This window comes from Collinsella sp. BIOML-A6, assembly GCF_009875845.1.
GTDB classification, from domain to species: domain Bacteria; phylum Actinomycetota; class Coriobacteriia; order Coriobacteriales; family Coriobacteriaceae; genus Collinsella; species Collinsella aerofaciens_H.
The window spans coordinates 81031-106518 of the sequence record NZ_WWSL01000012.1 but is presented as its reverse complement, the minus strand read 5'-3'; the positions used below and the strand labels follow the sequence as shown (position 1 = coordinate 106518).

Here is a 25488-nt window from a genome sequence, read left to right as displayed (position 1 = left end):
AATCTTACCGTCTATGTTGTGCGAAAGCGCTTTGCCTAGTACACCATACCCATGGCGTCCTGAACCTCGGCCAGGGTCTGCTCGGCGATCTCGTTGGCGCGGCGATTGCCCTCGTGCAGTACGTCTTTGACGTAATTCAGGTCGTTCTCGTAGCGCTGGCGACGCTCACGAATCGGGGCGAAGTACTCGTTGACGGCTTCGGTCACGTACTTCTTGAGCTGGCCGGAGCCGCCCATGCCAATCTCCTCGGCAATCTCGACCTCGGAACGACCGGTGCAGATGGCGGCCGTCGAAAGCAGGCCGGACACGCCGGGGCGGTTCTCGGGATCAAACGTGATCATGCTCTCGGAGTCGGTCTGGCTCTTCTTGATGCGCTTGGCCGTCTCCTCGGCGGTCATCGAGATATTGATGGCGTTGCCGTAGCTCTTGCTCATCTTGCGGCCGTCCAGGCCCGGCAGCAGCGGGGTCTCGGACAGCAGCGCGTCGACCTCAGGGAACACCTTGCCGTAGCGGTTGTTAAAGCGGCGTGCGATGGTGCGGGTGAGCTCGATATGCGGCAGCTGGTCGCGACCGACGGGCACCACGTTGCCCTTGCAGAACAGGATGTCGCAGGCCTGATGCACCGGGTAGGTGAGCAAAAGGCCGGTGAGCTCGTGGCCCGAGGCCTCCATCTCTGCCTTGACCGTGGGGTTGCGCGCCAGCTCGGCCTCGGACACCAGCGACAGAAACGGCAGCATGAGCTGGTTTGCGGCGGGCACGGCGGAGTGCGCGTAGATCATGGTCTTGTCGGGGTCGATGCCGCAGGCAAGGTAGTCCATGACCATGTTGTACACGTTGTCCTGGATATGCTCGGTGGTGTCGCGGTCGGTGATGACCTGGTAGTCGGCGATGAGCACGTTGGTCTTGGCGCCCATGTTCTGCAGCTCCACACGGCCCTTGAGGGTGCCAAAGTAGTGGCCCAGGTGCAGGCGTCCGGTCGGGCGGTCGCCGGTGAGCATAGTGAACTTCTCGGGCGTCTTTGCCAGGCCCTCACGAATGGCGTTGCTCTTTTGTAGCGCGACTTCGTAGCTGTTCTCGTTTGGCATGATTGCTCCTAACGTATGCGAATTGGTCAAAATGATAACGCGTTATTGAAAGGGGTGGGGCGTAAGTGGGCGGGGTACCGGTAGGGCGAGGGCTATGCGGCGCTCGCGACGCAGTCGCGAGCAGCCAGCAGCAATGAGTCACTTCCTCGGCAATAAAACCTAGCGCCTGTGGTGGCGCTCATCCTTGCGCTCCTCGGCTGCCTGCTCCTCCTGTTTAAAGGCGGGGTCGTCGGGGGTTACCAGCTCGTCCTCGTGTGTGCGCTTATTGTAATGGTGGCGCAGGACGGGCTCAAACAGGTGCAGGTGCTTGGCGAAGGCAGCCGAGCCAATGGCGAGCACGACAAAGATGAGCACGCGCGTGGGCACCTCGACCTGGTTGATCGTGGCGGTGCCGGCCGAAAGCATGATGCACCAGGCGTAGATGAGCAGCACGGCCTGCTTTTGGTTGTAGCCCTCTTGGATCAGGCGGTGGTGGATGTGGCCCTTGTCTGCCTGTCCGATGCTAATGTGGGCCCGCTTGCGGCGCACGATGGCGCTGAACGTGTCGATGATGGGTACGCCTGCCACGATGAGCGGGATGATGAGTGAGGTGAGCGCGGCGGTGCGGCTCACGTTGAGCAGCGAGATGGAACCCAAAGCGAAGCCCAACAGCAGCGACCCTGAGTCGCCCAAGAAGATGCTCGCGGGGTTGAAGTTGTAATGCAGAAAAGCCACGCACGAGCCAAAGAGCGCGATGGAGAGCGCAGCGGCGTCGATACGGCCCGAAAGCATGGCCATCGTGAACATGGTGAACGATGCGATGCCACAAATGCCCGTGGCCAGACCGTCGAGGCCGTCGATGAGGTTGATGATATTGGTGAACGCCACTAGGTATATCACGGTGATGGGGTAGGCAAGCCAGCCGAGCATAATCTCGCCAGGGGCAAACGGGTTGACGATGACGCCGATCCGCAGGCCGCCCATGCAGGCGATGAGCGCGGCAAGCACCTGGCCGGCCAATTTCTGCTTGGGCTTGAGCTGGAAGACATCATCGATCGCGCCGGTCGCAAAGATCACGGTAAAGGAGAGCGCCAGCACGGGGTAGCTGATGTGCAGGCGCGGGTGTGGTACCAAAACGGGTGGCCAGCCCAGATACCAGGTGCCCATGATCTGCACAATACAGGCGATGACGAGGCCCAAAAAGACCGCGGTGCCGCCCATGCGCGGGATGGGTTTGGTGTTAATGCGGCGCTTTGAGGGATAGTCGACGGCGTCGAGCTTGATTGCCAGGCGCTTGACCAGGGGTACCGTGAGAAAGGTCGTGACAAAAGCCGCGACCGCCACGCATAAGTACGGTATGAAGCTCGTGGAGGAAGCCATGAATCGAAAACCGCCAAGCGTCGAAGGAAAAGGTCAAAAGATGCCATGCCGCAAAGGGTATAGCTGACCCATGATACTCGACCAAGGGGTGTGTAAGGAATTGCACGGGGCGATAATCACGTGCTTACCAGATATTGGATGTTAGCGGGGGTTCTGCCAAGTGCCGTTGGGTGTCGCACGGGATCTGCGATGACAATTTTGGCAAAATCGGCAAAAGAAAACCACCCCCCACGTTACGAAAATGAACCCACCTAAAACAGGTGGGTGCCCTCATCGACTGTTCCAGCGTCCTTAACAACGAAGGATACCTGTACTAAGTACGACTGTGTGGGCTCCCTAAATAAACGCGACGGTTCACCCAGTTGCTCCGCGGGGGGCGGAATACCTACATCATAAAGCGGCACTTTGTTGATTCCAGTCTTGACATTACAAAAATCGTGTCGGACGATTACGGCGCCTTGGGGCTCGAGTCGTCTGTGCGGTCCGGGCCTTTACGTTTGAGCTGCTGAATCGTTGTTTTGGAGCATGGTTTTATGCCGACGTCGTTGACCGAACTTTTTTCGCCCGCCTGCCATTTGTGTCCACGCCGTTGCGGCGCGGCACGCGACGAGGGCGCGCACGGCGTGTGCGGCGCCGACGACACGCTTAAGGTCGCCCGCGCGGCGCTCCATATGTGGGAGGAGCCGCCCATCTCGGGCGAGGCCGGCTCGGGCACGATTTTCTTTAGCGGCTGTTCGCTCAAATGCGTCTACTGCCAAAACCACGAGATCTCGACGGGCAATTTTGGGCTTGAGATTTCGCCCGAGCGCCTGGTCGAGATTATGCTGGAGCTGCAGGACCAGGGCGCCAACAATATCAACCTCGTGACTGCGACGCATTATGCTCACCTGCTGCCGGCCGCGATTACCGCGGCACGGGAGCGCGGGTTGGACATCCCGATCGTCTACAACACGAGCGGTTATGAGCGTGCGAGTGCCGTGGCGGCGCTCGGCGATCTGGTCGATGTGTGGCTTACCGACTTTAAGTATGCTGATGCGGCGCTTGCGCAGTCGCTCTCTCATATAAAGGACTACCCACGTGTGGCCGTGTCGGGCCTGGCGCAAATGGCGCGCGAGATCGAGCGCCGCGGGGGAGAGCTGGTGGACGAGGACGGGCTCATGAGGCGCGGCATGATCGTGCGTCATCTGGTGCTGCCGGGACATGCGGACGATTCGTGCCGCGTTCTGGACCTGGTGTGGCAGACGGTGGGCGATGTGCCGATCTCGGTCATGAACCAGTACACGCCCAATGCGCTCATGCGCGAGCAAGGCGGCGAGTTGGCACGCGCCGTGACGCGCGAGGAGTACGAGCAGGTGCTCGATCATGCCGATGACCTGGGCTTTACGACGATGTTCTGGCAAGAGGGCGGCGCGGTAGACGAGAGCTTTACCCCGGCCTTCGATACCACCGGCGTCCTCACCAGCGCAAAGTAGCGCGTTCGCCGATGATTTTTCTGGGACGGGGATTAAAAAATCATCATGTACCAAATGATTTTTTAATCCCCGTCCCAGAAAAATCATCGGGCGAATGGTAGTCAAAACAGCTCCGTCCCAAAAAGACTGGGTATTGGGCGTTGACAGTTGGCGAGCCGTAGGTAAAATAACAACTTGTCTTGGGGACGTAGCTCAGTTGGGAGAGCGCTGCCGTCGCATGGCAGAGGCCGAGGGTTCGACTCCCTTCGTCTCCACCCTTGGATTTGATAAGCCGCTGACATTGTGTCGGCGGCTTTTTTAAAAGAAAGGGCTATACCATGGCCGAGCTTGAGTCCCAACCACTGTCTGCCGAGGAGCGCGCCGAGTTGGAAGAGCTCCGCGCCGAGAAGGCTCGTCGCGAGGCCCAGGAAGAGGCACGCCGCGAGCGTGAGGAGCTGGCCGCCCTGCGTGCCGAGCGCGAGAAGGCCGAGGAGGCTGCTGCGAAGGGCGCAGCCGTACCGGCACCTGCGCCCGCACCCAAGCCCGCCGCCGCGAAGCCCGCGCCCACCGCACCCAAACCTCAGCCTAAAAAGGCCGCTCGCCCCAAGTCCGTCGAGCCGAAGTCGAGCCGTGACGAGATGACCTTTGCCCAGCGCATGGTTACCTCCAAGGAGCCTACGGGTGAGAACGAGATTCCCGGTATGGCGCCGGCTCAAAAAATCATCATCGTGCTCGCCCTCCTCGCATTTGTCATCTTTATGGTCTACACGATCACGGGTAGCATGGGCCTGCACTAACCTGTTCGCGCTGGGCTTCACGCCCGCACGTCTGTCTCGCCCAACCTCAGCCTCTGCACAACGCATCCGAAAGGTCGCCCCATGGCTTTGACCGACATCTCGCATCCTGCCGACATCGCAATGCTCACCGACCTGTACGAACTCACTATGGCCCAGGGCCTGTGGGAGAGCGGTAAGGCCAACGAGCAGGGTTGTTTTACGGCGTTTTACCGCGACCATCCGTTTGGCAGCGCGTACGCCGTCATGTGCGGCACCGCCGAGCTGCCCGAGCTGGTCGAGAATCTTCGCTTTGCGGCCGAGGATATCGACTACCTCGCCTCGCTCCAGGCCCCGGCCGGCGGCGCGATGTTCAAGCCCGGATTCCTCGACTACCTGCGCGATTTTCGTGCACACGTGAATATCGACGCCGTCCCCGAGGGCGAGCTTGTCTATCCGCGCGAGCCCATGGTGCGCGCCACCGGCCCCGCGCTGGAGTGCCAGCTGCTCGAGACCGCGCTGCTCAACATCGTCGGCTTCCAGACGCTTGTCGCCACCAAGACGGCGCGCGTGGTGCTGGCGGCGGACGGCCGCCCCGTGGCCGAGTTTGGCCTGCGCCGCGCCCAGGGTCCCGATGGCGGCCTGGCCGTCGCGCGCGCGAGCTACGTTGCCGGCTGCTCCTCTACGTCCAACGTGCTTGCCGGGCGCCGCTACGGTATTCCCGTCTTTGGCACGCATGCGCACAGTTGGGTGATGAGCTTCGATTCCGAGCTCGAGGCATTCCGGGCTTTTGCCAAGTCGAGTCCCAAGAACTGTACGCTGCTCATCGACACCTACGACGTGCGCGAGGGTTGCGAGCATGCCATTATGGTTGCCAAGGAGATGGAGGCGGTGGGCGAGCGTCTGTCGGCTATTCGCATTGACTCGGGTGACCTCGCCAAGCTGTCCAAGTATGTCCGCGGCCGTTTTGACGCCGAGGGCCTGCCCTATGTGGGGATCTCGGTTTCCAACGACCTGGACGAGTACACGATTCAGTCGCTGCTCGACCAGGGCGCGCCCATCGATAGCTTTGGCGTGGGCACCAAGCTCGCGACCTGCTATGACCAGCCGGCGCTGGGCGGCGTGTACAAGCTTTCCGCCCGCCGTGCGAGTGAGGCAGATCCGTGGACGCCGGTGGTCAAGCTCTCCGAGCAGCCCTACAAGCGCACGATCCCCGGCGTGCAGCGCGTGCGCCGCTATTACGACGGCTTTGGCGGCCCGATCTGCGACATGATCTATGACGAGGACCATCTGGCGGGGGAGGGCGCCGCGCGCGGCAACACCCTCGTGGCTGTAAACGATGCGGCGCTGGTGACCGATGTGTCCGAGCTCGAGTATCGTGAGCTGCTGGTGCCGATCGTGCGCAATGGCAGTGCGGTGGCTCCGCGCGAGAGCATCGAGGACGCGCGCGAGCGTTGTGCCTGGGCGCTCGATCATCTGGACGCCGCTTACAAGCGCTTCCTGTACCCGCAGACCTACGTGGTGGGCATGGAGCAGGGCCTGGCTCGGGTACGCGACGAGCTCGTGCGCAAGAACATGGCCGCGGCATCCGCCTTCCCCTGGGCAAAATGATCCGAGGGGGACGGAGGAAAACGGATCATTTTCTTGCTCGCCCGTTCGCTCGTTCGCTGAACAGTTGATTGGTTTGACGTATGACGACTTCTTATAAAACGATGGTGGTAAAGATCGGTTCGTCCACGGTGGTGGGCGCCGACGGTAAGGTTAACCGCGCGTTTATCGGCGGGCTTGCCGATCAGGCCGCAGCCCTGCGCAAGCTCGGCTGGCGTCTGGTCGTGGTGAGCTCGGGCGCTATCGCCTGTGGCTATCCCGTGCTGGGCTTCGACCGCAAGCCGGTCGGTGACCTGCCGAGCCTGCAGGCCTGCGCCTCGGCCGGTCAGTGCATCATCTCGTCGGCTTACGACGAGGAGTTCCATGTGCGCGACCTGCTCACCTCGCTCGTGCTGCTCACGCGCCACGATACGGCCCGTCGCACGTCCTACCTGCACGCGCGCGACGCCCTGCTGCGCCTCGTGGAGCTCGGCGTGGTGCCGGTCGTCAACGAGAACGACACCGTTACCGTCGATGAGATCAAGTTCGGCGACAACGACACGCTGGCGGCGCTTGTAAGCTGCCTGGTTTCTGCCGATCTGTGCGTGACGCTCTCGGACATCGATGGCCTTTATACCGCCAATCCGCATGAGGACCCCACGGCCGAGTTCGTCCCGGTCGTGCATAAGATCGACGCCAAGATCATCGCCTCGGCGGGCGATTCTTCGACTTCGGTGGGCACGGGCGGCATGATCACCAAGATCCGCGCGAGTCGCATTTTGATGACGGCTGGCATTCAGAGCGTGATCTGCTCGGGCGAGGAGCCCGATGCGCTCGTGCGCCTGGCCCGTGGCGAGAGCGTGGGGACTCTGTTCGATCCGCCGGCGGAGCGCCTGGACATTGCGCCGCGCAAGCTGTGGATCGCGCTGGGTGACAAGGCACATGGCTCGGTAACGGTTGACGACGGTGCCGCGAAGGCGCTGGTCAGCCGTGGCTCGTCCTTGCTCGCGGTGGGTATTCGCCAGGTCGATGGCGCGTTTGCCGAGGGCGATGTGCTCGATGTGTGCGATCCGAGCGGTATGGTCGTCGCCCGCGGTATCGCCGAGGCCGATTCGGATGTGCTGGAGCTTGCAGCCGGACGCCGTCAGGACCAGATTGCCAGCAACCGCCTGCTGGCAGACCTGGCCGAGAAGCCCGCGATCCATAGGGACAACTTGATTGTATTTGCCTAACGGCGCTCGCTTCTTTTGTTCGACCTACGATTTACAGCCACTCGTTTAGGGGCGTTTTCGCTTTCTGTCCTCTACATGCGGCATCGTCATTGCCGGTACTTATCCGGCACTTGGGGACGTTCCTATTGTGTCGGCAGTTGGGGACACTCCTTCGCTAGAAGATTCGGCGCAGGTCTCCGCGGTTGAGGGCTTCGTCGAAGAGGTGTTTGAATACCACGCTGCCGTGCAGGCCGTCGTGCTCGAACTCGTTGGTCACCCAGGCGTGCGAGTTGCCCACGCGGCTGAGCGTGTCGAGCTGCAGGCCCGAATCCACGTACATGTCATCGAAGTACACGGCGGCCTGGAGTGGCACCTCGTTGCAGGCTAGGCGCTGCGGGTCGTAGATCTTGTCCCAGCTGGTGTCTTCCATCAGCAGATCCATCGCGGGCTTGAAGGGCTTAAGTTCGGGCATCTGCTCAAACATCCACGGGAACATGGCCTCGCCGGTAAACATGAGCGGGCGCGCGAGGGTGTCGAACTCGGAACGATGGGCCTTCTCTTCTGCCGCGGCCCAGCGAATGGGCATGGTGTCGCCGTCGGCGTAGATGAACTCCTGCAGCGTCCAGTACAGCGGGTTTGTATGCGTGTTGGTGCGCTCGAAGGCGCGCATCAAAAAGCTATCGGATACTGAGGCGCCGCAGCTCAGCGTGCCGTCACCGTCAACAAACGCGTGATCGATCATCCAATGCATGCGCTCAAAGCTCGGCTTCATGCCAAAGTCGCTGCCCATGAGCTGTAGGCGCTCGACTGTCATTGGCGAGCCGTCGGGCAGCACGGGCTTCTGTTCCTCAAGCGCATCGGCAAGAGCCGCCACGCGCTCGAGGTCGGCGGGATAGCGGTCGTAATACTGCTGCGTCTTGGCGGCCATACGCGGGAAGGTGTGCGCGTAGACCTCGCTGGCGCTCGCCGGGACGTGGGGGATGCCACCGCAGGTAAAGCTTGCCGCTACGCCCTCGGGGAAGAGCGACAGGTAGCTCAGCGTCAAAAAGCCGCCGTAGCTTTGGCCGAGCGTGACCCACGGCTTGCCGCCAAAGCCCACGAGGCGCAGGTACTCAAAATCGCGCACGATGGAGCCGGCGAGGTGGCGCTTGAGGAAGTCCGCCTGCGAGCGTGCGGCATCGGAGCCGGCCGCCGTCGCGCGCTCGCCCAGAGCTGCGATCATGCGCCCGTCTACACAGTTGCTGCGCCCCGTTCCGCGCTGGTCGGGCAGGATGACGCGGAAGTGTTTGACGGCTTCCTCGATCCAGCCATCGCTCGTGGGCGAGAGCGGACGCGGGCTCTCGCCGCCGGGGCCGCCCTGCAAAAAGAGGAGGAGCGGCAGGTCGTCGTTGATACGGTCGGGCGCGCAGACCACGCGGTAGAAAAGCTTGATGCTCTCGGGCGCACCGGCGATGGGCGCCGGCATGGCGCCGCGGCGCATGGTGCTGCCGACGGCCAAAAGCATTGGCTCAAGGCCGCGCCAGTCGAGAGGGACATCGATGCTGTGGTCCTCGACATAGAGGCCGGGGACGTGGTACGAAGTGATGAGGGCCATGCGGTACTTCCGTTCATTGCGGTGTTTCGGGTTGACCAATTCTACCGCCGTCAGCGAGGATGCGCATAAATCGGCTACCATGGTTGGCAAACATCCAAGAGAAAGGGCCGTCCATGTCGGTCGATATAACCACCTACGTTCACGATCTTGCCGTCGAGGCCAAGGCCGCTTCGGGCGCGCTTGCCACGGCGAGCGATGCTCAGCGCCAGGAGGCCGTGCGCGCCATGGCCGCGGCGCTGCGCGATGGCGCTGATTCCATCATTGCCGCCAACGGGCTCGATATGTCCGCCGCGCGCGATGCGGGGACCTCGGCGGGGCTCCTCGACCGCCTGCTGCTGACGTCCGAGCGCGTCGAGGGCATGGCTACCGGCCTGGAGAAGCTCGCTGAGCTACCCGATCCCGTGGGGCGCGTGCTCGACCATCGCGTGCTTGCAAGCGGTGTGGACCTCACCCGCGTGAGTGTGCCGCTGGGCCTGGTCGCCATGGTGTACGAGGCGCGCCCCAACGTGACGGCCGATGCCGCGGGCATCTGCATCCGCACCGGCAACGCCTGCATTTTGCGCGGCGGTTCGCTGGCCTATCACTCGTGTGCCATGATTGCCGAACTGCTGGCCGATGCACTCGAGGCCAAGGGTTTCCCGCGCGAGGCTATCTCGATGATCGAGTCCACCGACCGCGAGGCCACCGGCGAGCTCATGAAGCTCCGCGGCATCGTCGACGTGCTCATTCCGCGTGGCGGTGCGGGCCTGATCCAGCGCTGCGTGCGCGAGTCGCTTGTGCCGGTGATCGAGACAGGCACGGGCAACTGCCATATCTACGTGCATGAATCCGCCGACTTTGACAAGGCGCTCAACATTATCGTCAATGCCAAGACCCAGCGCGTGGGCGTGTGCAATGCCGCCGAGTCGCTGCTGGTCGACCGTGCCGTTGCTGATCGCTTCCTGCCCGCAGTCGTTGCCGTGCTGCACGACCACGGCGTGCTGATTCACGGCGACGAGGCCACGCGCGCCGCATGCGCCGACGCTGGGCTTGCCGAAGGCGATGACTACGTGGCTGCGACCGAGGAGGACTGGGGCCGCGAGTATCTGGCGCTCGAGATGAGCGTGAAGGTCGTGACCAACGAGGACGAGGCCATCGCCCACATCAACCGCTACGGTACCATGCACTCCGAGGCCATCGTTGCCGAGGACGAGGATGCCTGCGAGCGCTTCCTGGATGCAGTCGATGCCTCGGCCGTGTACGCCAACGCCAGCACGCGCTTCACTGACGGCGGTGAGTTTGGGCTGGGTGCCGAGATCGGCATCTCGACCCAAAAGCTCCACGCCCGCGGCCCCTTTGCCGCCGAGGCCCTCACCACCTACAAATACAAGCTCCGCGGCACCGGCCAGATTCGTCCCTAAACCTACCAAAAAGGGACAGGTTTATTTTGGCAGGTTTTATCTGCGGTTTTGCCGGGCGACACGTTCGCCCGGCATGTTTTCCGCGCGCCTTTTCGGCCTTTCGACTTTCGCCACGGCGATATACGATATCGATGCTGTGACTTTGCACTGACGTAACTGGAGGTATCGACCATGTCCCAGACGCTTACTGCCGGAATCACCCGAGACCGCGCGTTTGAACTGCTCAACGAGCACAACAAAGACCCGTTCCACATCACGCACGGCGAGACCGTCGAGGGCACCATGCGCTACTTTGCGCGCGAGTTCGACCCCGAAAACGAAGATTTTTGGGGCATCGTCGGTCTGCTGCACGACCTGGATTGGGAGGAGCATGAGGACGACCCCATAAACCACACCATCTATGCTGCCGAGATTCTCGAGGGTGAGGGTGCGACTCCCGAGCTTATCCGTGCCATCCAGACGCACACGTCCGATTTCAACTCTTCGCTGCCCAAGCCCGAGCTGCAGATGGAAAAGATTCTGTTTGCCTGCGACGAGCTCACCGGCCTGATCGGCGCCGCCGTCATCATGCGCCCGAGCAAGAGCGTCATGGACTTTACGACCAAGTCGCTCAAAAAGAAATTCAAGGACAAGCGCTTTGCCGCCGGCTGCTCGCGCGATGTAATTTCACAGGGTGCCGAGATGCTGGGCTGGGAGCTTCCCGAGCTCTTCGACCGCACCATCGCAGCCATGCAGTCTTTCGCCCCCGACCGCGACACCTTCCAGGCCTAACCTGCCAAAAAGGGACAGGTTTATTTTGGCAGGTTTTATCTGCGGAAACGCCTCCGTTGGACGTTATTCAGCGGAAGCGTTTTCTTTTTGACATGACGACATCGGCGAATGGCGGCGCCTCGCGGCGGGCAGCCATGCTTTGCCGTTTCCGTAATTCGGCAAACGCGACGCTAGGCCGCATTCTTGATAATCCATATTCCCAGTCCGGTCAGCAGCTGAACCTGCTTAATCGTTAGCCCTTCTTTCCGTAGCGTGAGTATCGCCTCATTGCGAAGTGCCTTGGAGACGGATTTAAGTTCCGTAGGGGCGCATCCTGCGACACTCCGCACGATTGCCGCGCCAAATTCGCATAAATCTTCCTCGCGTACCTTGGCTGTTGCGCTGGGGCGATAGGGAAGCGACGGCGTGCTTTCCATGAGTTGAAGGTATGAACGAGGTGTCGGGAATAATGCGTCGATAACGCTGCCGGTGATATGCGGCCGTGACCTGGTGCTCATCAGATACTCGCGATGGCTGCTCCACGGATATTCGTCGTATGCCGCCAGTCCTGCTTTTTGTGGATTCAAATGAATGTATCGAATTGCCTCGAGCAAATACTCTTCCGATTTAATCGGCGAATCCCAAAAGCGCTCCTGAAAAACGTGTCCGATATGCCCCATTCGCGCGTTATATCTTCCCGCAAACGACACGGCTATCGCGTGCATCGCGTCGCTCTTGCGGTCGTCCGGATCGTCGATGAGGAGATGGATGTGGTTTCCCATAAGGCACCAAGCGATAAGCTCAATATTGTGTTTAGGGAGGATTGCGTCGAGGACGTGAAGCAAAGCGATTCGGTCCTCGTCACCGTCAAACAGCAATTGTCCTCCGTTTCCGCGCAATGTGACGTGGAAATAACCGGTTGGTGACTTTGAACGAGGCTTTCTCGGCATGGTCCCTCCTTTAGCTTGGATGGGCTGAAGATACCTCATTTGGAGGCTTCGGTTGTCGAGATTCAGTTCACCGACTATAGCTGCTACCTGCCGAAATGTTATTGCATTTTCAAATTGATGCTTTTTAATGGTAATTGAGCAAGACGCGCGCTTGTTGTGAATGCGTGCTTTGGTTACGTTGATCTGGATGGCCCTCGCGTGATGTCAGCGCAAATGGGCTTCAAGCATTTCTGCGGCGATAGAAAAATGGCCGGGCGTTCAAAACAAAACGGAGCGCCCGGCCATTTACTAATTGTTTGTTGACGTTTGGCCAGATAAAACCTGCCAAAATAAACCTGTCCCTTTTTGGCGGGTTAGTTGAGGGCGGCTTGCGCTAGGCAGGCCTCGGCGTCTTCTTCGGTGACGCCCAGAGCGACGGCGAACTCCTCAACCGAGCGGCGCTTTGCCTCCTTGAGCACGCGCATGTAGTATGAGCTGGGCTTTTTACCGGCTTTCTCGGCCTGGCGAATGCGGTGCATTATGGTCTTTGCCACGCGGACCGTCTCGGGTGCGCCCAGCTTAAGCTGCTGCTTAAAGTGCGCCTCCTCGAGCGAGCTGTTGCGCTCGGTAAAGGTGTCGCACTCGAGCTCGTTAAAGTGGCTCAGCAGATGCTCGGCATCTTGCTGGGAGATAGCGGAATGCAAACGGTCGGCCTGCGCCACGGGATACATAAGGACCGTCTGAGCATGCCCCTGCTTGGTCTCGAGCAACAGCATGGGCTGCGGCGTGTCGTCCCTAAAACCGACGACGGTGCAGACTCCCTGACCCGGATGAATGACGTGTTGACCGATTGAGAACATGCTACCTCCAACTTATACGAATTTGCGTATGACTAGAATACCACGCTGACGTGCGCAAACATTCACTTTATGCAGGAAAAGCACACAACTCCGATAGGTAAGAGTATTCGATAAAATGCACCGCTCATTCACATGTTAATGCAGTTCCAACGCGTGCATAATCTGCAGGCAGACCGCCATCTTTGAGTGACTCATCGTAGGCAGTAGTCATTTTTGTGCATATGCAATATCGATTGGCTTTACCCTGCGACAGTGTGCGTCGCTTGTGATAGAGTGCTACAAACTCTGGCTTTTGCCCTACGAGTGACCAAGAGCTCGGGGGCTTTAACACAAGGAGGATCTATGCCCGAGAAGATTGAAGAACTGGTACGCGCTGCGCTCGCTGCGGCCCAGGAGGCCGGCGACCTTTCCGCATTTGAACTTGACGATTGCGCCATCGAGCGACCGGCTGACACTTCTCATGGCGAGTGGACCTCCACCATGGCCCTAAAGTCCGCCAAGCTGGCTCACTGCGCCCCGCGCAAGATCGCCGAGGCCGTCGTTGCCCATATGCCCGAGGACCCCGCGATCGAGAAGGTCGAGATCGCCGGCCCCGGTTTCATCAACTTCTACCTCTCCGTTGCCGTCAAGAATGCCATTTTTGGCGAGGCCCGCGAGAAAGGCATGGACTTCGCCAAGTCTAACGTCGGTGGTGGCCTGAAGACTCAGGTCGAGTTCGTTTCCGCCAATCCCGTCGGCCCCATGCACATCGGTCATGGCCGCTGGGCCGCGCTGGGCGATTCTCTTTGCCGCGTCATGGACCACGCTGGTTACGACATCCAGCGTGAGTTCTACATCAATGACCATGGCTCTCAGATGAACACCTTCGGCAACTCCATCAGCACGCGTTATATGCAGCTTGCCGACATCATCGCCAAGCAGGGCGTGGACATTGATGAAGCTCACAAGATTCTGATCGCCGACCGCGATGCCTTTGTCGCCGATGAGGGCGACGAGCACCCCGAGACCCATCCCTACCAGGACAACTTTGCCGAGACTCTGGGCAAGGACTCCTACGGCGGCGATTACATCATCGACGAGGCTGCCGAGTTCTGGCGCACCGACGGCGACAAGTGGGTCGAGGCCGATCCGCAGGATCGCATGGAGAGCTTCCGCGAGCGCGGCTACGTAAAGATGGTCGACAACATGCGCGACCTTTGCCACGCCGTCAACTGCGACTTTGACCGCTGGTTCTCCGAGCGCTCCCTGTACGTGAAGGACACCGAGGGCGAGACCGCCGGCACCTCTGCCGTCGACCGTGCTTTTGAGAAGCTCGACAAGATGGGCTACCTCTACACCAAGGACGGCGCCCTGTGGTTCCGCTCCACCGATCTGGGCGACGACAAGGACCGCGTGCTGATCAAGTCCGACGGCGAGTACACCTACTTCGCCTCCGACGTCGCCTATCACTGGGACAAGTTCCAGCGCGTCGACCACGTCATCGACATCTGGGGCGCCGACCACCACGGCTACATCGAGCGCGTCCGCTGCGTCTGCGACGCTCTCGGTTACCCCGGCAAGTTCGAGGTTCTGCTGGGCCAGCTCGTCAATCTGTTGCGCAACGGCAAGCCCGTCCGTATGTCCAAGCGCAAGGGCACCATGGTGACCCTGCAGGAACTCGTCGACGAGGTCGGCTCTGACGCCGCCCGCTACACGCTCATCTCCAAGAGCTCCAACCAGATGGTCGACTTCGATATCGAGGCCGTCAAGAAACGCGACAACTCCAACCCGGTGTACTACGTGCAGTACGCTCACGCCCGCGTGTGCTCCATCCTGCGTCGCGCCGCCGACGTCACCGCCGAGCAGGCCGCCGAGATGGGCATGGAGGCCGTCGCCGAGAAAGCCCTTGGCGAGAACGTCGATTACTCGCTGCTGGCCGACCCGACCGAGCTCGCCCTGTCGCGCAAGCTCAACGAGCTCACCGACCTTATCGGTAGCTGCGCTCGCGACCGCGCCCCGTTCCGTCTGACGCACTTTGCCGAGGAGCTCGCCGGCGACTTCCACAGCTTCTATGCTGCCTGCCAGGTGCTGCCGAGCGAGGGCCGTCCCGTCGACCCCGAGCTTTCGCGCGCCCGTCTGGCCGCTTGCGACGCTGTCCGCGTGACGCTCGCCCTGGTGCTGACCCTCGTTGGCGTTTCCGCGCCCGAGCAGATGTAATCTGCGGGTCATTTGACCGTTCAGGCTTGGTCTAACTTAGCCTCGAAAGCCCGATCTCCCACGGAGGTCGGGCTTTTTTTCACAAACGCCGACGTATTGACGAATTTGGAACTGCTTGAACTACGAAACTATGTCGGTTTACTACGATGAATTGAGAATTTCCAACCACGCCGGCTTTTCGCTAAAAAGTGCAAGGCATCTACCTGCGGTTTTAGTTCAACAGGTTTCGGAGTGGTCGCGGTTGAGCGATTCAACGTAGTAAACCGCCAGAGTTTTGGCGGAGGCGGTCTGATTTGTGGGTGGTAAACCAAAGAGTGTCCCTGATGGCTAGTCGTTTAAGAACGTCCCCAATGACTAAGTTGCAGGTGGTTGCGGTTGTGCTACACTAACTCTGCGTATATAACGCAATCATCTCGATACAGATCAATGATGTCCGTCGTTTTGTACGGAACTAGACTGTTTAGCCGCCCTGAAGGTATATGCAGGGAGCATGTGATCACAGGGCTTGAAAAGAAAGTTGAGCAAACACTGTGTCTGATCAACAGCAAGAAAACGAAATAACGACGGCGCAAACCGCTCCCGCTGCACCGGTTGCGTCGGACCAGGTCGTGATGCCTGCGCCGGTGCAGGCCTCGGTTCCTGAGGCCCCCAAGGCCGCTCCGACGCCTGCGCCCGCATCGGCTGAGAAGGTCGCGCCTGTCGCTGGCGAGGGAGTTGCCCCTGCCGCCGAAGAGGATGCCGCGCCCGTAAAGCCCAAGCGCACGCGCCGTGCGCCTAAGCCCGCCGCTGCCGGCGAGGAGACTGCCAAGCCCAAGCGTCGCGTCACGCGCGCGACGCGAACCAAACACACCGTTGCCGATTCCTCCGCACCGATTTCCGATGAGGTTGCACAGGCCCGTGCGCTGGCACAAATCAGCGAGGCTCAGGTTGTGCGCGCCCGTCGCCGTGCTGCTGAGCGCGAGGTCGCGGCACTGGCCGAGTTTGCAGCGCCGGCCGTTTCCGAGGCGCCTGCGGCCACCGAGGCCCCTGTCGCGGGGCAGCCGACCGAGAAGCCGGCTCCGCGCACGCGTCGTCGTGCGGCCAAGTCTCAGCAGGATGCTGAGCAGGCGGCTCAAGAGTCCGGTGAAGCTCCGGTTCGTTCTGCGGTAGGGGAGGGTGCGCAGCCCTCTGAGTCTGCAACACCTGCCGAGGCCCATGAGGTTCCCGTCGTCGATCCCGCTCTTCGCCCGCACCGTCGCGGCCGCAAGCCCAAGGCCTTCGTCGAGGCCGAGAGGGCTGCCGCCGCTGCAGCAGCCGCAGCTCAGGACGCCGCGTTGACCGCCGTGCCCGCGCCCGTCGCCGATGCTCCTGCCCAGGGAGTCGTTGCCACCGAGGCCGGAGCACCCGTCGAGGGCGAGCCCGCCGACGTCCGTCCCGGTCGCAGCCGTCGCACCGCTGTTAAGCGCACGTCCAAGGCTAAGGCTGCCAAGAAGGGTGCGTCCGAGGATTCCGCCGAGACGACCGCCGATACATCGACTGATGCCGCCGAGCCTCAGGACGCCGAACAGCCTGCGTCCGAGAAGCCCAAGCGCGGTCGCAAGAAGTCCGTTAAGGCCAAGGCGTCCGAGCAGCAGGCTGATGTCGAAGCGCAGGTCGATTTCGGTGCCGAGGCCAATGATGCCGCTGCGGCCAATGTTGACACCGCCGCAACCGATGGTGCCGCTCCCGCCGAGACCGACGAGAGCGCCCGCCCCAACCGCCGTCAGCACAAGCGCAACGACGAGCGCAATGAGCGCAAGGACGACCGCAACAACGATCGCCGCAACCGTCAGCGCGATCGCAAGCAGCGCAACAAGGAGCGCAATGCCGCTCCGACCGAGCCCACGCTTTCGCGCGAGGAACTCGCGGCCATGAAGGTCGCCGAGCTGCGCGAAAAGGCCAAGGAGTTCGAGATCGAGACGACCGGCAAGAAGAAGGCCGAGCTCGTCGAGGAAATCTACATCACCGCTGCGAAGGCCGAGGGCTTCCGCGATATCAAGGGCATTCTGCAGATTCGCCCGGACAGCTCCGGCATCATCCACGCTCATGGCTACATGAAGTCCAGCGATGACGCCTTCGTGCCCGCATATCTCATCCGCTCCGCACGCCTGCGTACGGGTGATGTGATCGAGGGCTCGCTGCGTCCTTCGCGCGGCGGCGACAAGCGCGCCGGCCTCGCCAAGATCACGGCCGTCAACGGCGTTGATCCCGAGCAGGCACGTAACCGCCCCAAGTTTGGCGACCTTACCCCGGTCTATCCCAATGAGCCTCTGCGTATGGAGCACGGCAAGGATTCCATCACCGGTCGCGCCATCGACATCGTATCGCCGATCGGCAAGGGCCAGCGCGGCCTGATCGTGTCACCGCCAAAAGCCGGCAAGACCACGATCCTCAAGAAGATCTGCCAGTCTATCTCGATCAACAATCCCGAGGTGCACCTCATCTGCCTGCTTGTCGACGAGCGCCCCGAAGAGGTCACTGACATGCAGCGCTCCATCAAGGGCGAGGTCGTGGCCTCGACCTTCGATATGCCCGCCGAAAACCATACCCGCGTGGCCGAGCTCGTGATCGAGCGTGCCAAGCGCATCGTGGAGTTGGGTGGCGACGTCGTGGTGGTGCTCGACTCCATCACGCGCCTTGCCCGCGCCTACAACCTGGCCGCTCCCGCCTCGGGCCGTATCCTGTCGGGCGGCGTCGATTCGGCGGCCCTGTATCCACCCAAGCGTTTCTTGGGCGCTGCCCGCAACATCGAGAACGGCGGATCGCTCACCATCCTGGCTTCCGCCCTCATCGATACCGGCTCCAAGATGGACGAGGTCATCTTTGAGGAGTTCAAGGGTACCGGCAACATGGAGCTCAAGCTCGACCGCGATCTGGCCGACCGCCGTATCTTCCCGGCCATCGATCCCGTTGCCTCGGGCACGCGCAACGAGGACCTGCTGGTCGACGAGCAGATGCGCCCGTTTGTCTTCGGCCTGCGCCGTATCCTCGCCGGCATGAACAATACCGAGCGCGCGGCCGCGTCGTTTATCAAGGGCCTCAAGGGCACCAATACAAACCAGGAGTTCCTGGTGCGTTCGGCAAAAAAGCACAGCGATTACGAGCAGACGTTCTAGGCCGTCCGCTGCACGCGCCAACAACCATAGACATGCCAGAAGGGCCGGGGTTTAGATCCTGGCCCTTTTCGTATAGCCGCTCGCCTACGATTATTGACCTCATGACCGGCAAGCAGCTATTTTCCCGTTTCAATCCCGCTTCGTCGCTTGCAATCCCCAAGGGGGTTTCGCATAATAGCTGTTAAGCTTCGCGACGGAAAACGCAGATGAAACGAACCATATACCGTTGCTTTGGGGCATAGCCCCGCTTCATCTTCTCTCGCGCAGCCAACTGAATGATGCGATTTGGGTGCTGGAAGATGGGGAGAGCTCATGGCTTCTTCTGATGCAACACAACGAGTAGTCCTTGCTGGACTTTCCTGCGGAATCGGCCTTGCCGCTCCCGTGGTGATGTATGCTGCCACGCTGCCGTTTTCGTCGGTGAACGAGACGGTCGTCGCGGGCGCTGTTCCTTTTGCCGTGGGTGCGGTGGCGGGCGTTGGTATCTATGCCGCCTCGCTCGGCATTTCTGAATATCGCACGCAGCATGCTGAGCACCTATTCCAGCCCGATGCCATGGGTGGCGCTGCGAACGTCAACGAGCATCAAAATGAGTCCCAGACCGCCTCGATGCCCGCCCAACAGCAGTGGGCTGCCCCTCAGGGTGTTGCTACTGCGGCTCCTGCCGTTCCGGCAGACGCCGCGCAGCCCTCTTCGGTTTTCTCCGGCTTGACTGGTGCTTTCCAGCGGCTTCATACGGACGACGGTGTCCCCACCATCGCTCGCGCCGCGGATGCCATGAGCGAGGCCGATGCCTGGTCCATGATCGACGGCATGCTCGACGATGATTCGCCGGTCAGCTGCGATCCCGCGCGCTCGCGCGATGTGTACCAGGTCGCCATCGACGAGCTTACCTACGGCGGTAAGACCGGCTCCTATAACCGCGATGACATCGCTGCCGCCGCGCGCGCCGTCTCGGGCTCTCATGCCGCCCCTGCGGGCAGCACGGCCGCCTTTGTGGCGCTCGTGGCTAACGCCGCCAACAACGCCGCCGCTCAATCTGTTACGTATGACACCGCCGTGCCCGTGACTCCGGCTGCCGCCACCGCCGTTGACTCCTACGCCGACGAGCCGCTGGCCGTCGACGAGGAGACTATTGCCGCCCGCCGTGCTGCCGAAAGCTCACTGTGGGGCGCTCCTGCACAGCGGCAGGCGGCGGAGGCGGTGCCGTACAACGTGAACCTTGCCAACATGCCGATCATCAACGACGCCTCTGCGGCGGCTATCGATCTCGATGACCTTGACGAGCCGGTCATCTCGAACGACGTGCCGTATGTGGTCGATGCCCCGGCCTCCGCGTCCCGGTCCATCGCAGTCGACGAGCCTGTCGATGCGACTCCCGAAGAAGACGTCCCCATGGCCGATTATTCGGGCCACGAGGGCATGTGGGCAGCCGCTGCCGCAATTTTGGACGAGGTCGTCGAGCCTGCTCCCGTTGCCGCTCCGGTGTCTATGCCTGCTCCTCAGCCCGCTGCCCCCGCTTACGTTGGTCGCCACAGCGCCGTGTTCCCCGAGGATACCGCCCGCATCTCGCGCGAAGGTATCGAGCGTGCCGAGGCCATCGCTGCTGGCATCATGGAGAACCGTCGTCACGAGCGCGTCAATCAGATTCTCGAGGAGGAGATCGACCGCCTGCAGTCTGCAGCGGTAAGGCGCACGGGCCGTGCCTATCTGAGTGTTATCGAGGGTGGCACTGCCAGCTTTGAGCCGCTCCGTGCGGAGGCATAACTTCTTTATGCTTAAACTCGATCGAAAATGGGCGGTCGCGACCTGCCTGATGGTGCTGCTTATCTGGGGCAATTCGATGGTTCCCGGCACGGGGTCCGGTTCATTGAGCCTGTCGATTATGGAGGCCGTTCGCGGCCTTCTGCACGGCGTGGGGCTTCCGTATGAGTGGGTGACCAACTTCGTCGTTCGCAAGTGCGCGCATTTTACCGAGTACATGGTGCTCGGCATTCTGGCGACGCACGCTTTCGATATCGAGGGCCGTCGCACCTTTGATGTGCTGCTTCCCACGGCGGTTTTCCTACTGCTGGTTCCCTCGATTGATGAGACGATTCAGCTCTTTGTGCCCGGTCGCGCCGGTATGATCACCGACGTGATGATCGACTGCTGCGGAGCGGTGACGGGCGCTGTGCTTCGATATCTTCTACGATCGCTCATATGTGCCAATAAGGCCGCCTAGGACACATTGTTTGGTCCTAGGCGGCCTTTCTTTGTTTGGGGGCTTTTACGGGGCGTGGCGGCGTTATCCCGTAGGATGGGATCGCTGGACGGTGCGGCGCCCCTTTGGCGCGCCTACTGCCAAAGGCGCCGATGCCCAAGGCGGCGATGCCCTTGTCGGCAAACCGTGCGTTGACGGCCTCGACGGTCTCCTGCGGGGTTGTGGTCACGATCTGCTCGCGTTCCAGGACCGTGCCGTCCGCATAGCCCGTGGCGCATACCATCTTGGTGCCGCCGGCCTCGAGCGCCCCGATAAGCTGCTGCTCTGCCATAGCGTCCCTCTCTTGGGCGAGTTGCTTTACGTCTAAAGTATAGCGCTCTAAAATAATTAAGAAAGCGCTATAAAAAGAAACCTCGCAGTCCAACGGAGGATGCGAGGTTTCTTTGGTGCTTTTAGTTGTTGGGCTGTCCTTACCCCCGCGGCTTGATTTTATCACGCAGGGACTTGAGGTTCTCAAGTGCGGCGTTGAGCGTTTCGTCTCGCTTGGCAAAGTGGAAACGGATCAGGTGGTTGACGGGCTCGCGGAAGAAGCTTGAGCCCGGCACGGCGCCCACGCCAACCTTGGAAGCGAGATCCTCGCAGAAGTCGAGGTCGCTGTCGTAGCCAAACTCCGAGATGTCCATCATGACGTAGTAGGCGCCCTGTGGCACATTATGCTCAAGACCGATGCTGTCGAGTCCCTGACAGAACAGGTCGCGCTTGGCGGTGTAGAGGTCGAGGACCTCATCGTAATAGCTGTCGTCGAAGTTGAGGGCGGTCACGACGGCTTCCTGCAGGGGAGCGGCGGCACCCACGGTGAGGAAGTCGTGGACCTTCTTGATGCGCTCGGTAATCTCGGCCGGGGCGATGGTGTAGCCCAGACGCCACCCGGTGATGGAGTAGGTCTTGGACAGCGAGCTGCAGCTGATGGTGCGCTCGAACATGCCGGGTAGCGTGGCCATATAGACATGCTCGTGGGGCGCATAGACGATGTGCTCGTAGACCTCGTCAGTGATGCAGTAGGCGTCGTACTTTTTGCACAGGTCGGCGATAAAAGTGAGCTCCTCGCGCGTAAAGACCTTGCCGCAGGGGTTGGACGGGTTGCATAGGACAATTGCCTTGGGCTCGTTATCGCGGAAGGCAGCCTCGAGCACCTCGCGATCGAAGTCGAACGTGGGCGGGTTGAGCGGCACATAGATGGGCTCGGCGCCCGAGAGAATCGTGTCGGCACCGTAGTTCTCGTAGAACGGCGAGAAGATAACGACCTTGTCTCCGGGGTTCGTAACCGTCATCATGGCGGCCATCATGGCCTCGGTGGAGCCGCATGTGACTACGATGTTCTCGTTGGGGTTGATCGGCATGCCCATAAAGTGCTCCTGCTTGGCCGCGAGCGCCTCGCGCATGGCCTGGGAGCCCCAAGTGATGGAGTACTGGTGATAGAGCGGCTTGGGGTCGGTCGCGATGGTGCTGAGGCTCTCGAGCAGCCGCGCCGGAGGATCGAAGTCGGGGAAGCCCTGTGAGAGATTGACGGCGCCGTACTTATTGGAAATGCGCGTCATGCGGCGGATGACCGAATCGGTAAATGTCGCCGTACGGTTGGAGAGTTCTTTCATGCTTGTCCTTTCGAGCATTTGCAGTGGGGCAAGTTTACTCCTATGAAACCGGTGGGAATTGCTCGAAACACGCTCGAAAAACTCTTTTCAAAATTCTTGAAAATTGGGGCTTGCATCGCATGGCGTTCCTTGCAATAATAGTCGAGCGCGAAGCGCACAGGACACGGTGGGTGTAGCTCAGTTGGCTAGAGCGACGGGTTGTGGTCCCGTAGGTCGAGGGTTCGAGTCCCTTTACCCACCCCAGTTCTTGCTTTGTGTTGATATCGGGTCGTTAGCTCAGTTGGTAGAGCAGGGGACTCTTAATCCCAAGGTCCAGGGTTCGACCCCCTGACGGCCCACCACACGATATCTCCTCTAAAGTCCGCTATTACGGACTTTAGCTTTGGGTCGTTAGCTCAGTTGGTAGAGCAGGGGACTCTTAATCCCAAGGTCCAGGGTTCGACCCCCTGACGGCCCACCAAAGCATGTTAAAGCGACTGGTTTCGACTGGTCGCTTTTTTGTTGACCTCGCATGGGGTCGAACCCGCAAGGGCGCGGAGCTGAGGAAATGCGTAAGCATTTACCAGTGCAGCGCGCAAGGCGCTGAGCGCCGCAGCGGCCGCCTGCGCAGCAGGCTGACCCCCTGACGGCCCACCCAAAGCATGTTAAAGCGACTGGCTTCGGCTGGTCGCTTTTTTGTTGACCTCGCATGGGGTCGAACCCGCAAGGGCGCGGCCGCTTTCACAAATCAAGTCTACCTTGGGGATCGGTAAAACCGTCAGTACCCTCCTTGAGTTTCTTCTCGTCTGCCTTCACGCGACGCTCGAGCTTTTTTGTATCTTCGGCAGGTGGTAGGTTCTCGGGGACAATTCCGCGGTCGATGAGGCTGCCACGCACGCTTGTGTTGTTCTCGACGTGCTCTTGTTTGATCTGGTCCAGACCGTACAGGTCGTGTTCCTCGGCGTTGAAGGCCGTCATCGAGTTCGTAAGGTCCTTTGCTTTGATGAGGACATCGGCTAACCTGTCCGCCAATGCCGCGCTCTTGGGTACGCCGAGCTGCTGCTTCATTTCCGCCGTGCTTCTGCCGCCGAATAACGCTTCATCGCCCTTCGACTTGATGATCGCGAATCCTTTGGAGTCCACGCCGCGTTTGAACGCAATGCCCGAGAGCTGTTTCTCTGAATCGGATAGCGAGTGGCGCGCCTGCAAGCGCTGAATCTCTGCGAAGCGCTGCTCTATGAGCTCTTGGCGGCGCGTCTGCACGGCAAAGTACGCCTGTGCGAGCGCGATCTCCGGCTTGTTTGGGTCTCCGTTTTGGGCGATTAAATAGCATGCGTAGCGTGTCAACTTGTAGTCTTTTACGGCTCGTTTGGCGATGCCGGCATCTACCATTTTGCTGGCTTCAGCAAAATGGGCGGCAACAGGCATTTTATTGGTGTCACACGATGCCATGGATCTCTTAACCGCAGTCTCAAAATTACGCCATTGGGTGTATCCGAGGGGCTCCATTAAATCGCGTGCGAGCCAATACTCAACGCCGTCTTCTACATGGGCGTAGCTGTCAAGTTTGACACGCCATTTCTCGATATCCCTGCTGTCCATATCTCTTCCTTTCTGTTCGTTTGTCTACGTAGACTATGCCGACTCCGTATTCAGAATGAGTATATTTGCCCGCGCGGACACGAATGGGCTCCGTGCCACTTCGAGCTCACGGGGCCCATAGATATCGATTAGTTGTGTTCTGCTCTAGAGGGGTGCTCAGCTTAGTCTGCTCGATAGTGCGAACCTAAGCTTTTAGTCCGCTTGCGCATAGCTTTGGCCATCTCCGTTGCCAGCTGAATCTGTGACTGTAGGCGGGCGAGGGCTGCGATCTCGCTGTCATTGGCATGCGGCTTGCTCAGTGCCATGGCATTGTCTTGCAGGCTTTCAAGCCCCTGCAGCGCCTTGGATAGGCCCGTCTTGGTGCGGCTGATCATGCAATAGGTGCTCATCGTGTGCTTAAGGCTGTGAGTCAGGCGTTCGGCATCTGTTTTGGCAATGCCGTACTGGGGGAGGGGGATGTCCGCCTTTAGGGCTGCCGCAGGCTCTTTCTGTGCTGCTTGGGCTGCCGATGCGCCTGCGATGCGTCCAAACACGATGCCGTTGGCGCTCGATAGACCGCCGATGCGGTCGGCGCCGTGCATGCCGCCTGTCGCTTCGCCGCAAGCATAGAGGCCCTCAACGCCCGTGTACGCGGTCTTGTCGATCCTGATGCCGCCGTTGGCAGCATGGGCATACATCGCCACGCGCATCTCATCGGTCGGCGCGATGCCGTGCTCGTCTTGCAGCCAGGTGGCAAAGGTCTGCACAAACTCGGGGACGTCCTCGCGGGGGAAGTCGTAGTGGAGCGCCAGGCACTCTGCACCTGCTTGATCGATGGCAAGATCGATGGCGCGGGAGGCCAAGCGTGACGTGAAGGGACCATATCCAGAGCGTTGCTCGAGCAGATCGTCCAACTTTTCGTCAGCAATATCGACCGGTTGATCAAACGTGACATAACGCCAGGTCTTTTCGTTAAAGACAAGGTTTCGTTTGGGCTCGATGAAGCCGGGCATCATCTGCATGAACTCTATATTAGTAAGCGATGCGCCGTGCGCCAGTGCGATGGCCTGCGAGGAGCTGAGCACATCAGCCGACGTGAGGCTGCGCTCGAACAGGCCGCCTGTGCCGCCGGCTGCGATGATCGTGGCCTTGGCAGCAAAGGGCACGATTCGATCTTCGGTGAGGTCGTATAGCACGGTTCCTGTGATTCTGCCGTTCGCGTCCTCAACAAGGTCGATAAGCTCATGGCGGGGGAGCAGGCGAATGCCGAGCGACTCGATCCGGGTTGTCAGAGCGTCCTCAAGGGGCTTGCGGGTGAGGCCGCGCCACATGCGCGTCTTGTGGTCAAAGCAGGGGATAAACTGCTTTTGCTGAGCACTTTCAGCGCTTTGCGGACGCTGGAGCTCAACGCCTAAGTCTTGCTCGAGCCAGTCAATCGCCTGGGGAATGCCGTGCACAAACGTCTGGACAAGCTCGAGGTCGGCGACACCGCCGCCGACGGCCTGTATGGTGTCGATGAGGTCCTGCTCGTCGGCCGTGTCGGTGGGACCGATGAGGCCGAGGCCCCAGGTGCCCGGGAAGAAGCTCGATCCACTCATAGTCTTGCCGGCGCTTGCCACAGTGACGGTTGCGCCCGCGCGTGCTGCTTCTATGGCGGCGCAAAGGCCCGCAATGCCAGATCCAATTACCAGTACATCAGTCGATTCCATCTGATTCCTTTCTCGTCCGGCGCATTGTCGCACGG

Annotated in this window: 19 protein-coding genes and 4 tRNA genes; 14 read left to right on the top strand and 9 right to left on the bottom strand. The window is 60.8% G+C overall.

All coding sequences use genetic code 11. The annotated features are described in order from the left end of the window. Nucleotides 1-35: 35 nt before the first annotated feature. Nucleotides 36-1085, bottom strand: coding sequence for a tryptophan--tRNA ligase (trpS, locus tag GT495_RS05655; RefSeq protein WP_161161901.1), 1050 nt, complete (start codon nucleotides 1083-1085; stop codon nucleotides 36-38). Between the two features lie 159 nt (nucleotides 1086-1244). Continuing rightward, the gene (locus GT495_RS05650) at nucleotides 1245-2444 is read right to left on the bottom strand and encodes a glycosyltransferase family 4 protein (protein WP_161161900.1); all 1200 of its coding nucleotides are present in this window, start codon (nucleotides 2442-2444) and stop codon (nucleotides 1245-1247) included. A 533-nt stretch (nucleotides 2445-2977) separates the two neighbouring features. Here GT495_RS05650 and GT495_RS05645 point away from each other — a divergent pair. The 5 genes from GT495_RS05645 (at nucleotide 2978) to proB (ending at nucleotide 7487) form a co-directional block, all read left to right on the top strand. Then, nucleotides 2978-3916 carry a radical SAM protein gene (locus GT495_RS05645; protein WP_161161898.1) on the top strand — a complete coding sequence of 313 codons (939 nt, stop codon included), beginning with the start codon at nucleotides 2978-2980 and terminating at the stop codon, nucleotides 3914-3916. 181 nt (nucleotides 3917-4097) lie between these two features. Beyond that, nucleotides 4098-4170, top strand: a tRNA-Ala gene (locus GT495_RS05640). Nucleotides 4171-4233: 63 nt separating this feature from the next. Beyond that, entirely contained in the window at nucleotides 4234-4692 is a 459-nt protein-coding gene (locus GT495_RS05635; RefSeq protein ID WP_161161897.1) for a hypothetical protein, read from the top strand. A gap of 81 nt (nucleotides 4693-4773) precedes the next feature. Next, nucleotides 4774-6279, top strand: coding sequence for a nicotinate phosphoribosyltransferase (locus tag GT495_RS05630; RefSeq protein WP_161161895.1), 1506 nt, complete (start codon nucleotides 4774-4776; stop codon nucleotides 6277-6279). An 80-nt stretch (nucleotides 6280-6359) separates the two neighbouring features. Beyond that, on the top strand, nucleotides 6360-7487 hold the full coding sequence (gene proB / locus GT495_RS05625) for a glutamate 5-kinase (protein ID WP_161161894.1): 1128 nt from the start codon (nucleotides 6360-6362) through the stop codon (nucleotides 7485-7487). Between the two features lie 154 nt (nucleotides 7488-7641). On the opposite strand, the gene GT495_RS05620 is transcribed toward proB, so the two are convergent. Further along, nucleotides 7642-9060, bottom strand: a complete 1419-nt coding sequence (locus GT495_RS05620; protein WP_161161892.1) for an alpha/beta fold hydrolase — start codon at nucleotides 9058-9060, stop codon at nucleotides 7642-7644. A 113-nt stretch (nucleotides 9061-9173) separates the two neighbouring features. Here GT495_RS05620 and GT495_RS05615 point away from each other — a divergent pair, with 113 nt between their 5' ends. Next, on the top strand, nucleotides 9174-10460 hold the full coding sequence (locus tag GT495_RS05615) for a glutamate-5-semialdehyde dehydrogenase (RefSeq protein WP_161161891.1): 1287 nt from the start codon (nucleotides 9174-9176) through the stop codon (nucleotides 10458-10460). Nucleotides 10461-10631: 171 nt separating this feature from the next. Further along, complete coding sequence (locus GT495_RS05610) at nucleotides 10632-11231, top strand: HD domain-containing protein (protein ID WP_161161889.1); 600 nt, start codon at nucleotides 10632-10634, stop codon at nucleotides 11229-11231. A 170-nt stretch (nucleotides 11232-11401) separates the two neighbouring features. Here GT495_RS05610 and GT495_RS05605 read toward each other — a convergent pair whose 3' ends face one another. Together GT495_RS05605 and GT495_RS05600 are read right to left on the bottom strand one after the other, a co-directional pair. Beyond that, nucleotides 11402-12160: a transposase gene (locus tag GT495_RS05605; RefSeq protein ID WP_161161887.1), complete on the bottom strand. Its 759-nt coding sequence runs from the start codon at nucleotides 12158-12160 to the stop codon at nucleotides 11402-11404. Between the two features lie 353 nt (nucleotides 12161-12513). Next, nucleotides 12514-12999, bottom strand: a complete 486-nt coding sequence (locus GT495_RS05600; RefSeq protein WP_161161885.1) for a CarD family transcriptional regulator — start codon at nucleotides 12997-12999, stop codon at nucleotides 12514-12516. 342 nt (nucleotides 13000-13341) lie between these two features. On the opposite strand from GT495_RS05600, the gene argS reads away from it, so the two are divergent. From argS to GT495_RS05580, 4 genes are all read left to right on the top strand, one after another. Next, on the top strand, nucleotides 13342-15195 hold the full coding sequence (argS, locus tag GT495_RS05595; RefSeq protein WP_161161883.1) for an arginine--tRNA ligase: 1854 nt from the start codon (nucleotides 13342-13344) through the stop codon (nucleotides 15193-15195). 530 nt (nucleotides 15196-15725) lie between these two features. After that, a complete protein-coding gene (rho, locus tag GT495_RS05590; RefSeq protein ID WP_370457600.1) occupies nucleotides 15726-18329 on the top strand; it encodes a transcription termination factor Rho in 2604 nt (867 codons plus the stop codon). 312 nt (nucleotides 18330-18641) lie between these two features. Continuing rightward, nucleotides 18642-20096, top strand: coding sequence for a hypothetical protein (locus GT495_RS05585; protein ID WP_161161882.1), 1455 nt, complete (start codon nucleotides 18642-18644; stop codon nucleotides 20094-20096). A gap of 7 nt (nucleotides 20097-20103) precedes the next feature. Next, the gene (locus tag GT495_RS05580) at nucleotides 20104-20553 is read left to right on the top strand and encodes a VanZ family protein (protein WP_161161879.1); all 450 of its coding nucleotides are present in this window, start codon (nucleotides 20104-20106) and stop codon (nucleotides 20551-20553) included. Between the two features lie 16 nt (nucleotides 20554-20569). Here GT495_RS05580 and GT495_RS05575 read toward each other — a convergent pair whose 3' ends face one another. Beyond that, a complete protein-coding gene (locus tag GT495_RS05575) occupies nucleotides 20570-20863 on the bottom strand; it encodes an ROK family protein (protein ID WP_240128115.1) in 294 nt (97 codons plus the stop codon). A gap of 139 nt (nucleotides 20864-21002) precedes the next feature. Beyond that, nucleotides 21003-22184, bottom strand: coding sequence for a pyridoxal phosphate-dependent aminotransferase (locus tag GT495_RS05570; RefSeq protein WP_156063046.1), 1182 nt, complete (start codon nucleotides 22182-22184; stop codon nucleotides 21003-21005). 166 nt (nucleotides 22185-22350) lie between these two features. Between GT495_RS05570 and GT495_RS05565 the strand changes: the two genes are divergently transcribed. The 3 genes from GT495_RS05565 (at nucleotide 22351) to GT495_RS05555 (ending at nucleotide 22644) form a co-directional block, all read left to right on the top strand. Continuing rightward, nucleotides 22351-22427: transfer RNA gene (locus GT495_RS05565), tRNA-His, on the top strand. 22 nt (nucleotides 22428-22449) lie between these two features. Continuing rightward, a tRNA-Lys gene (locus tag GT495_RS05560) sits at nucleotides 22450-22525 on the top strand. A gap of 43 nt (nucleotides 22526-22568) precedes the next feature. After that, a tRNA-Lys gene (locus GT495_RS05555) sits at nucleotides 22569-22644 on the top strand. Nucleotides 22645-22904: 260 nt separating this feature from the next. On the opposite strand, the gene dinD is transcribed toward GT495_RS05555, so the two are convergent. Then, the gene (gene dinD / locus GT495_RS05550; RefSeq protein ID WP_117778426.1) at nucleotides 22905-23765 is read right to left on the bottom strand and encodes a DNA damage-inducible protein D; all 861 of its coding nucleotides are present in this window, start codon (nucleotides 23763-23765) and stop codon (nucleotides 22905-22907) included. Nucleotides 23766-23926: 161 nt separating this feature from the next. Continuing rightward, a complete protein-coding gene (locus tag GT495_RS05545; RefSeq protein ID WP_161161877.1) occupies nucleotides 23927-25453 on the bottom strand; it encodes an FAD-dependent oxidoreductase in 1527 nt (508 codons plus the stop codon). Between the last annotated feature and the right edge of the window lie 35 nt (nucleotides 25454-25488).

Excerpts from the sequence above, each read along its gene's own strand:
- trpS (WP_161161901.1), bottom strand. The coding sequence starts at position 1,085 with ATGCCAAACGAGAACAGCTACGAAGTCGCGCTACAAAAGAGCAACGCC.
- GT495_RS05650 (WP_161161900.1), bottom strand. The coding sequence starts at position 2,444 with ATGGCTTCCTCCACGAGCTTCATACCGTACTTATGCGTGGCGGTCGCG.
- GT495_RS05645 (WP_161161898.1), top strand. The coding sequence starts at position 2,978 with ATGCCGACGTCGTTGACCGAACTTTTTTCGCCCGCCTGCCATTTGTGT.
- GT495_RS05635 (WP_161161897.1), top strand. The coding sequence starts at position 4,234 with ATGGCCGAGCTTGAGTCCCAACCACTGTCTGCCGAGGAGCGCGCCGAG.
- GT495_RS05630 (WP_161161895.1), top strand. The coding sequence starts at position 4,774 with ATGGCTTTGACCGACATCTCGCATCCTGCCGACATCGCAATGCTCACC.
- proB (WP_161161894.1), top strand. The coding sequence starts at position 6,360 with ATGACGACTTCTTATAAAACGATGGTGGTAAAGATCGGTTCGTCCACG.
- GT495_RS05620 (WP_161161892.1), bottom strand. The coding sequence starts at position 9,060 with ATGGCCCTCATCACTTCGTACCACGTCCCCGGCCTCTATGTCGAGGAC.
- GT495_RS05615 (WP_161161891.1), top strand. The coding sequence starts at position 9,174 with ATGTCGGTCGATATAACCACCTACGTTCACGATCTTGCCGTCGAGGCC.
- GT495_RS05610 (WP_161161889.1), top strand. The coding sequence starts at position 10,632 with ATGTCCCAGACGCTTACTGCCGGAATCACCCGAGACCGCGCGTTTGAA.
- GT495_RS05605 (WP_161161887.1), bottom strand. The coding sequence starts at position 12,160 with ATGCCGAGAAAGCCTCGTTCAAAGTCACCAACCGGTTATTTCCACGTC.
- GT495_RS05600 (WP_161161885.1), bottom strand. The coding sequence starts at position 12,999 with ATGTTCTCAATCGGTCAACACGTCATTCATCCGGGTCAGGGAGTCTGC.
- argS (WP_161161883.1), top strand. The coding sequence starts at position 13,342 with ATGCCCGAGAAGATTGAAGAACTGGTACGCGCTGCGCTCGCTGCGGCC.
- GT495_RS05585 (WP_161161882.1), top strand. The coding sequence starts at position 18,642 with ATGGCTTCTTCTGATGCAACACAACGAGTAGTCCTTGCTGGACTTTCC.
- GT495_RS05580 (WP_161161879.1), top strand. The coding sequence starts at position 20,104 with ATGCTTAAACTCGATCGAAAATGGGCGGTCGCGACCTGCCTGATGGTG.
- GT495_RS05575 (WP_240128115.1), bottom strand. The coding sequence starts at position 20,863 with ATGGCAGAGCAGCAGCTTATCGGGGCGCTCGAGGCCGGCGGCACCAAG.
- GT495_RS05570 (WP_156063046.1), bottom strand. The coding sequence starts at position 22,184 with ATGAAAGAACTCTCCAACCGTACGGCGACATTTACCGATTCGGTCATC.
- dinD (WP_117778426.1), bottom strand. The coding sequence starts at position 23,765 with ATGGACAGCAGGGATATCGAGAAATGGCGTGTCAAACTTGACAGCTAC.
- GT495_RS05545 (WP_161161877.1), bottom strand. The coding sequence starts at position 25,453 with ATGGAATCGACTGATGTACTGGTAATTGGATCTGGCATTGCGGGCCTT.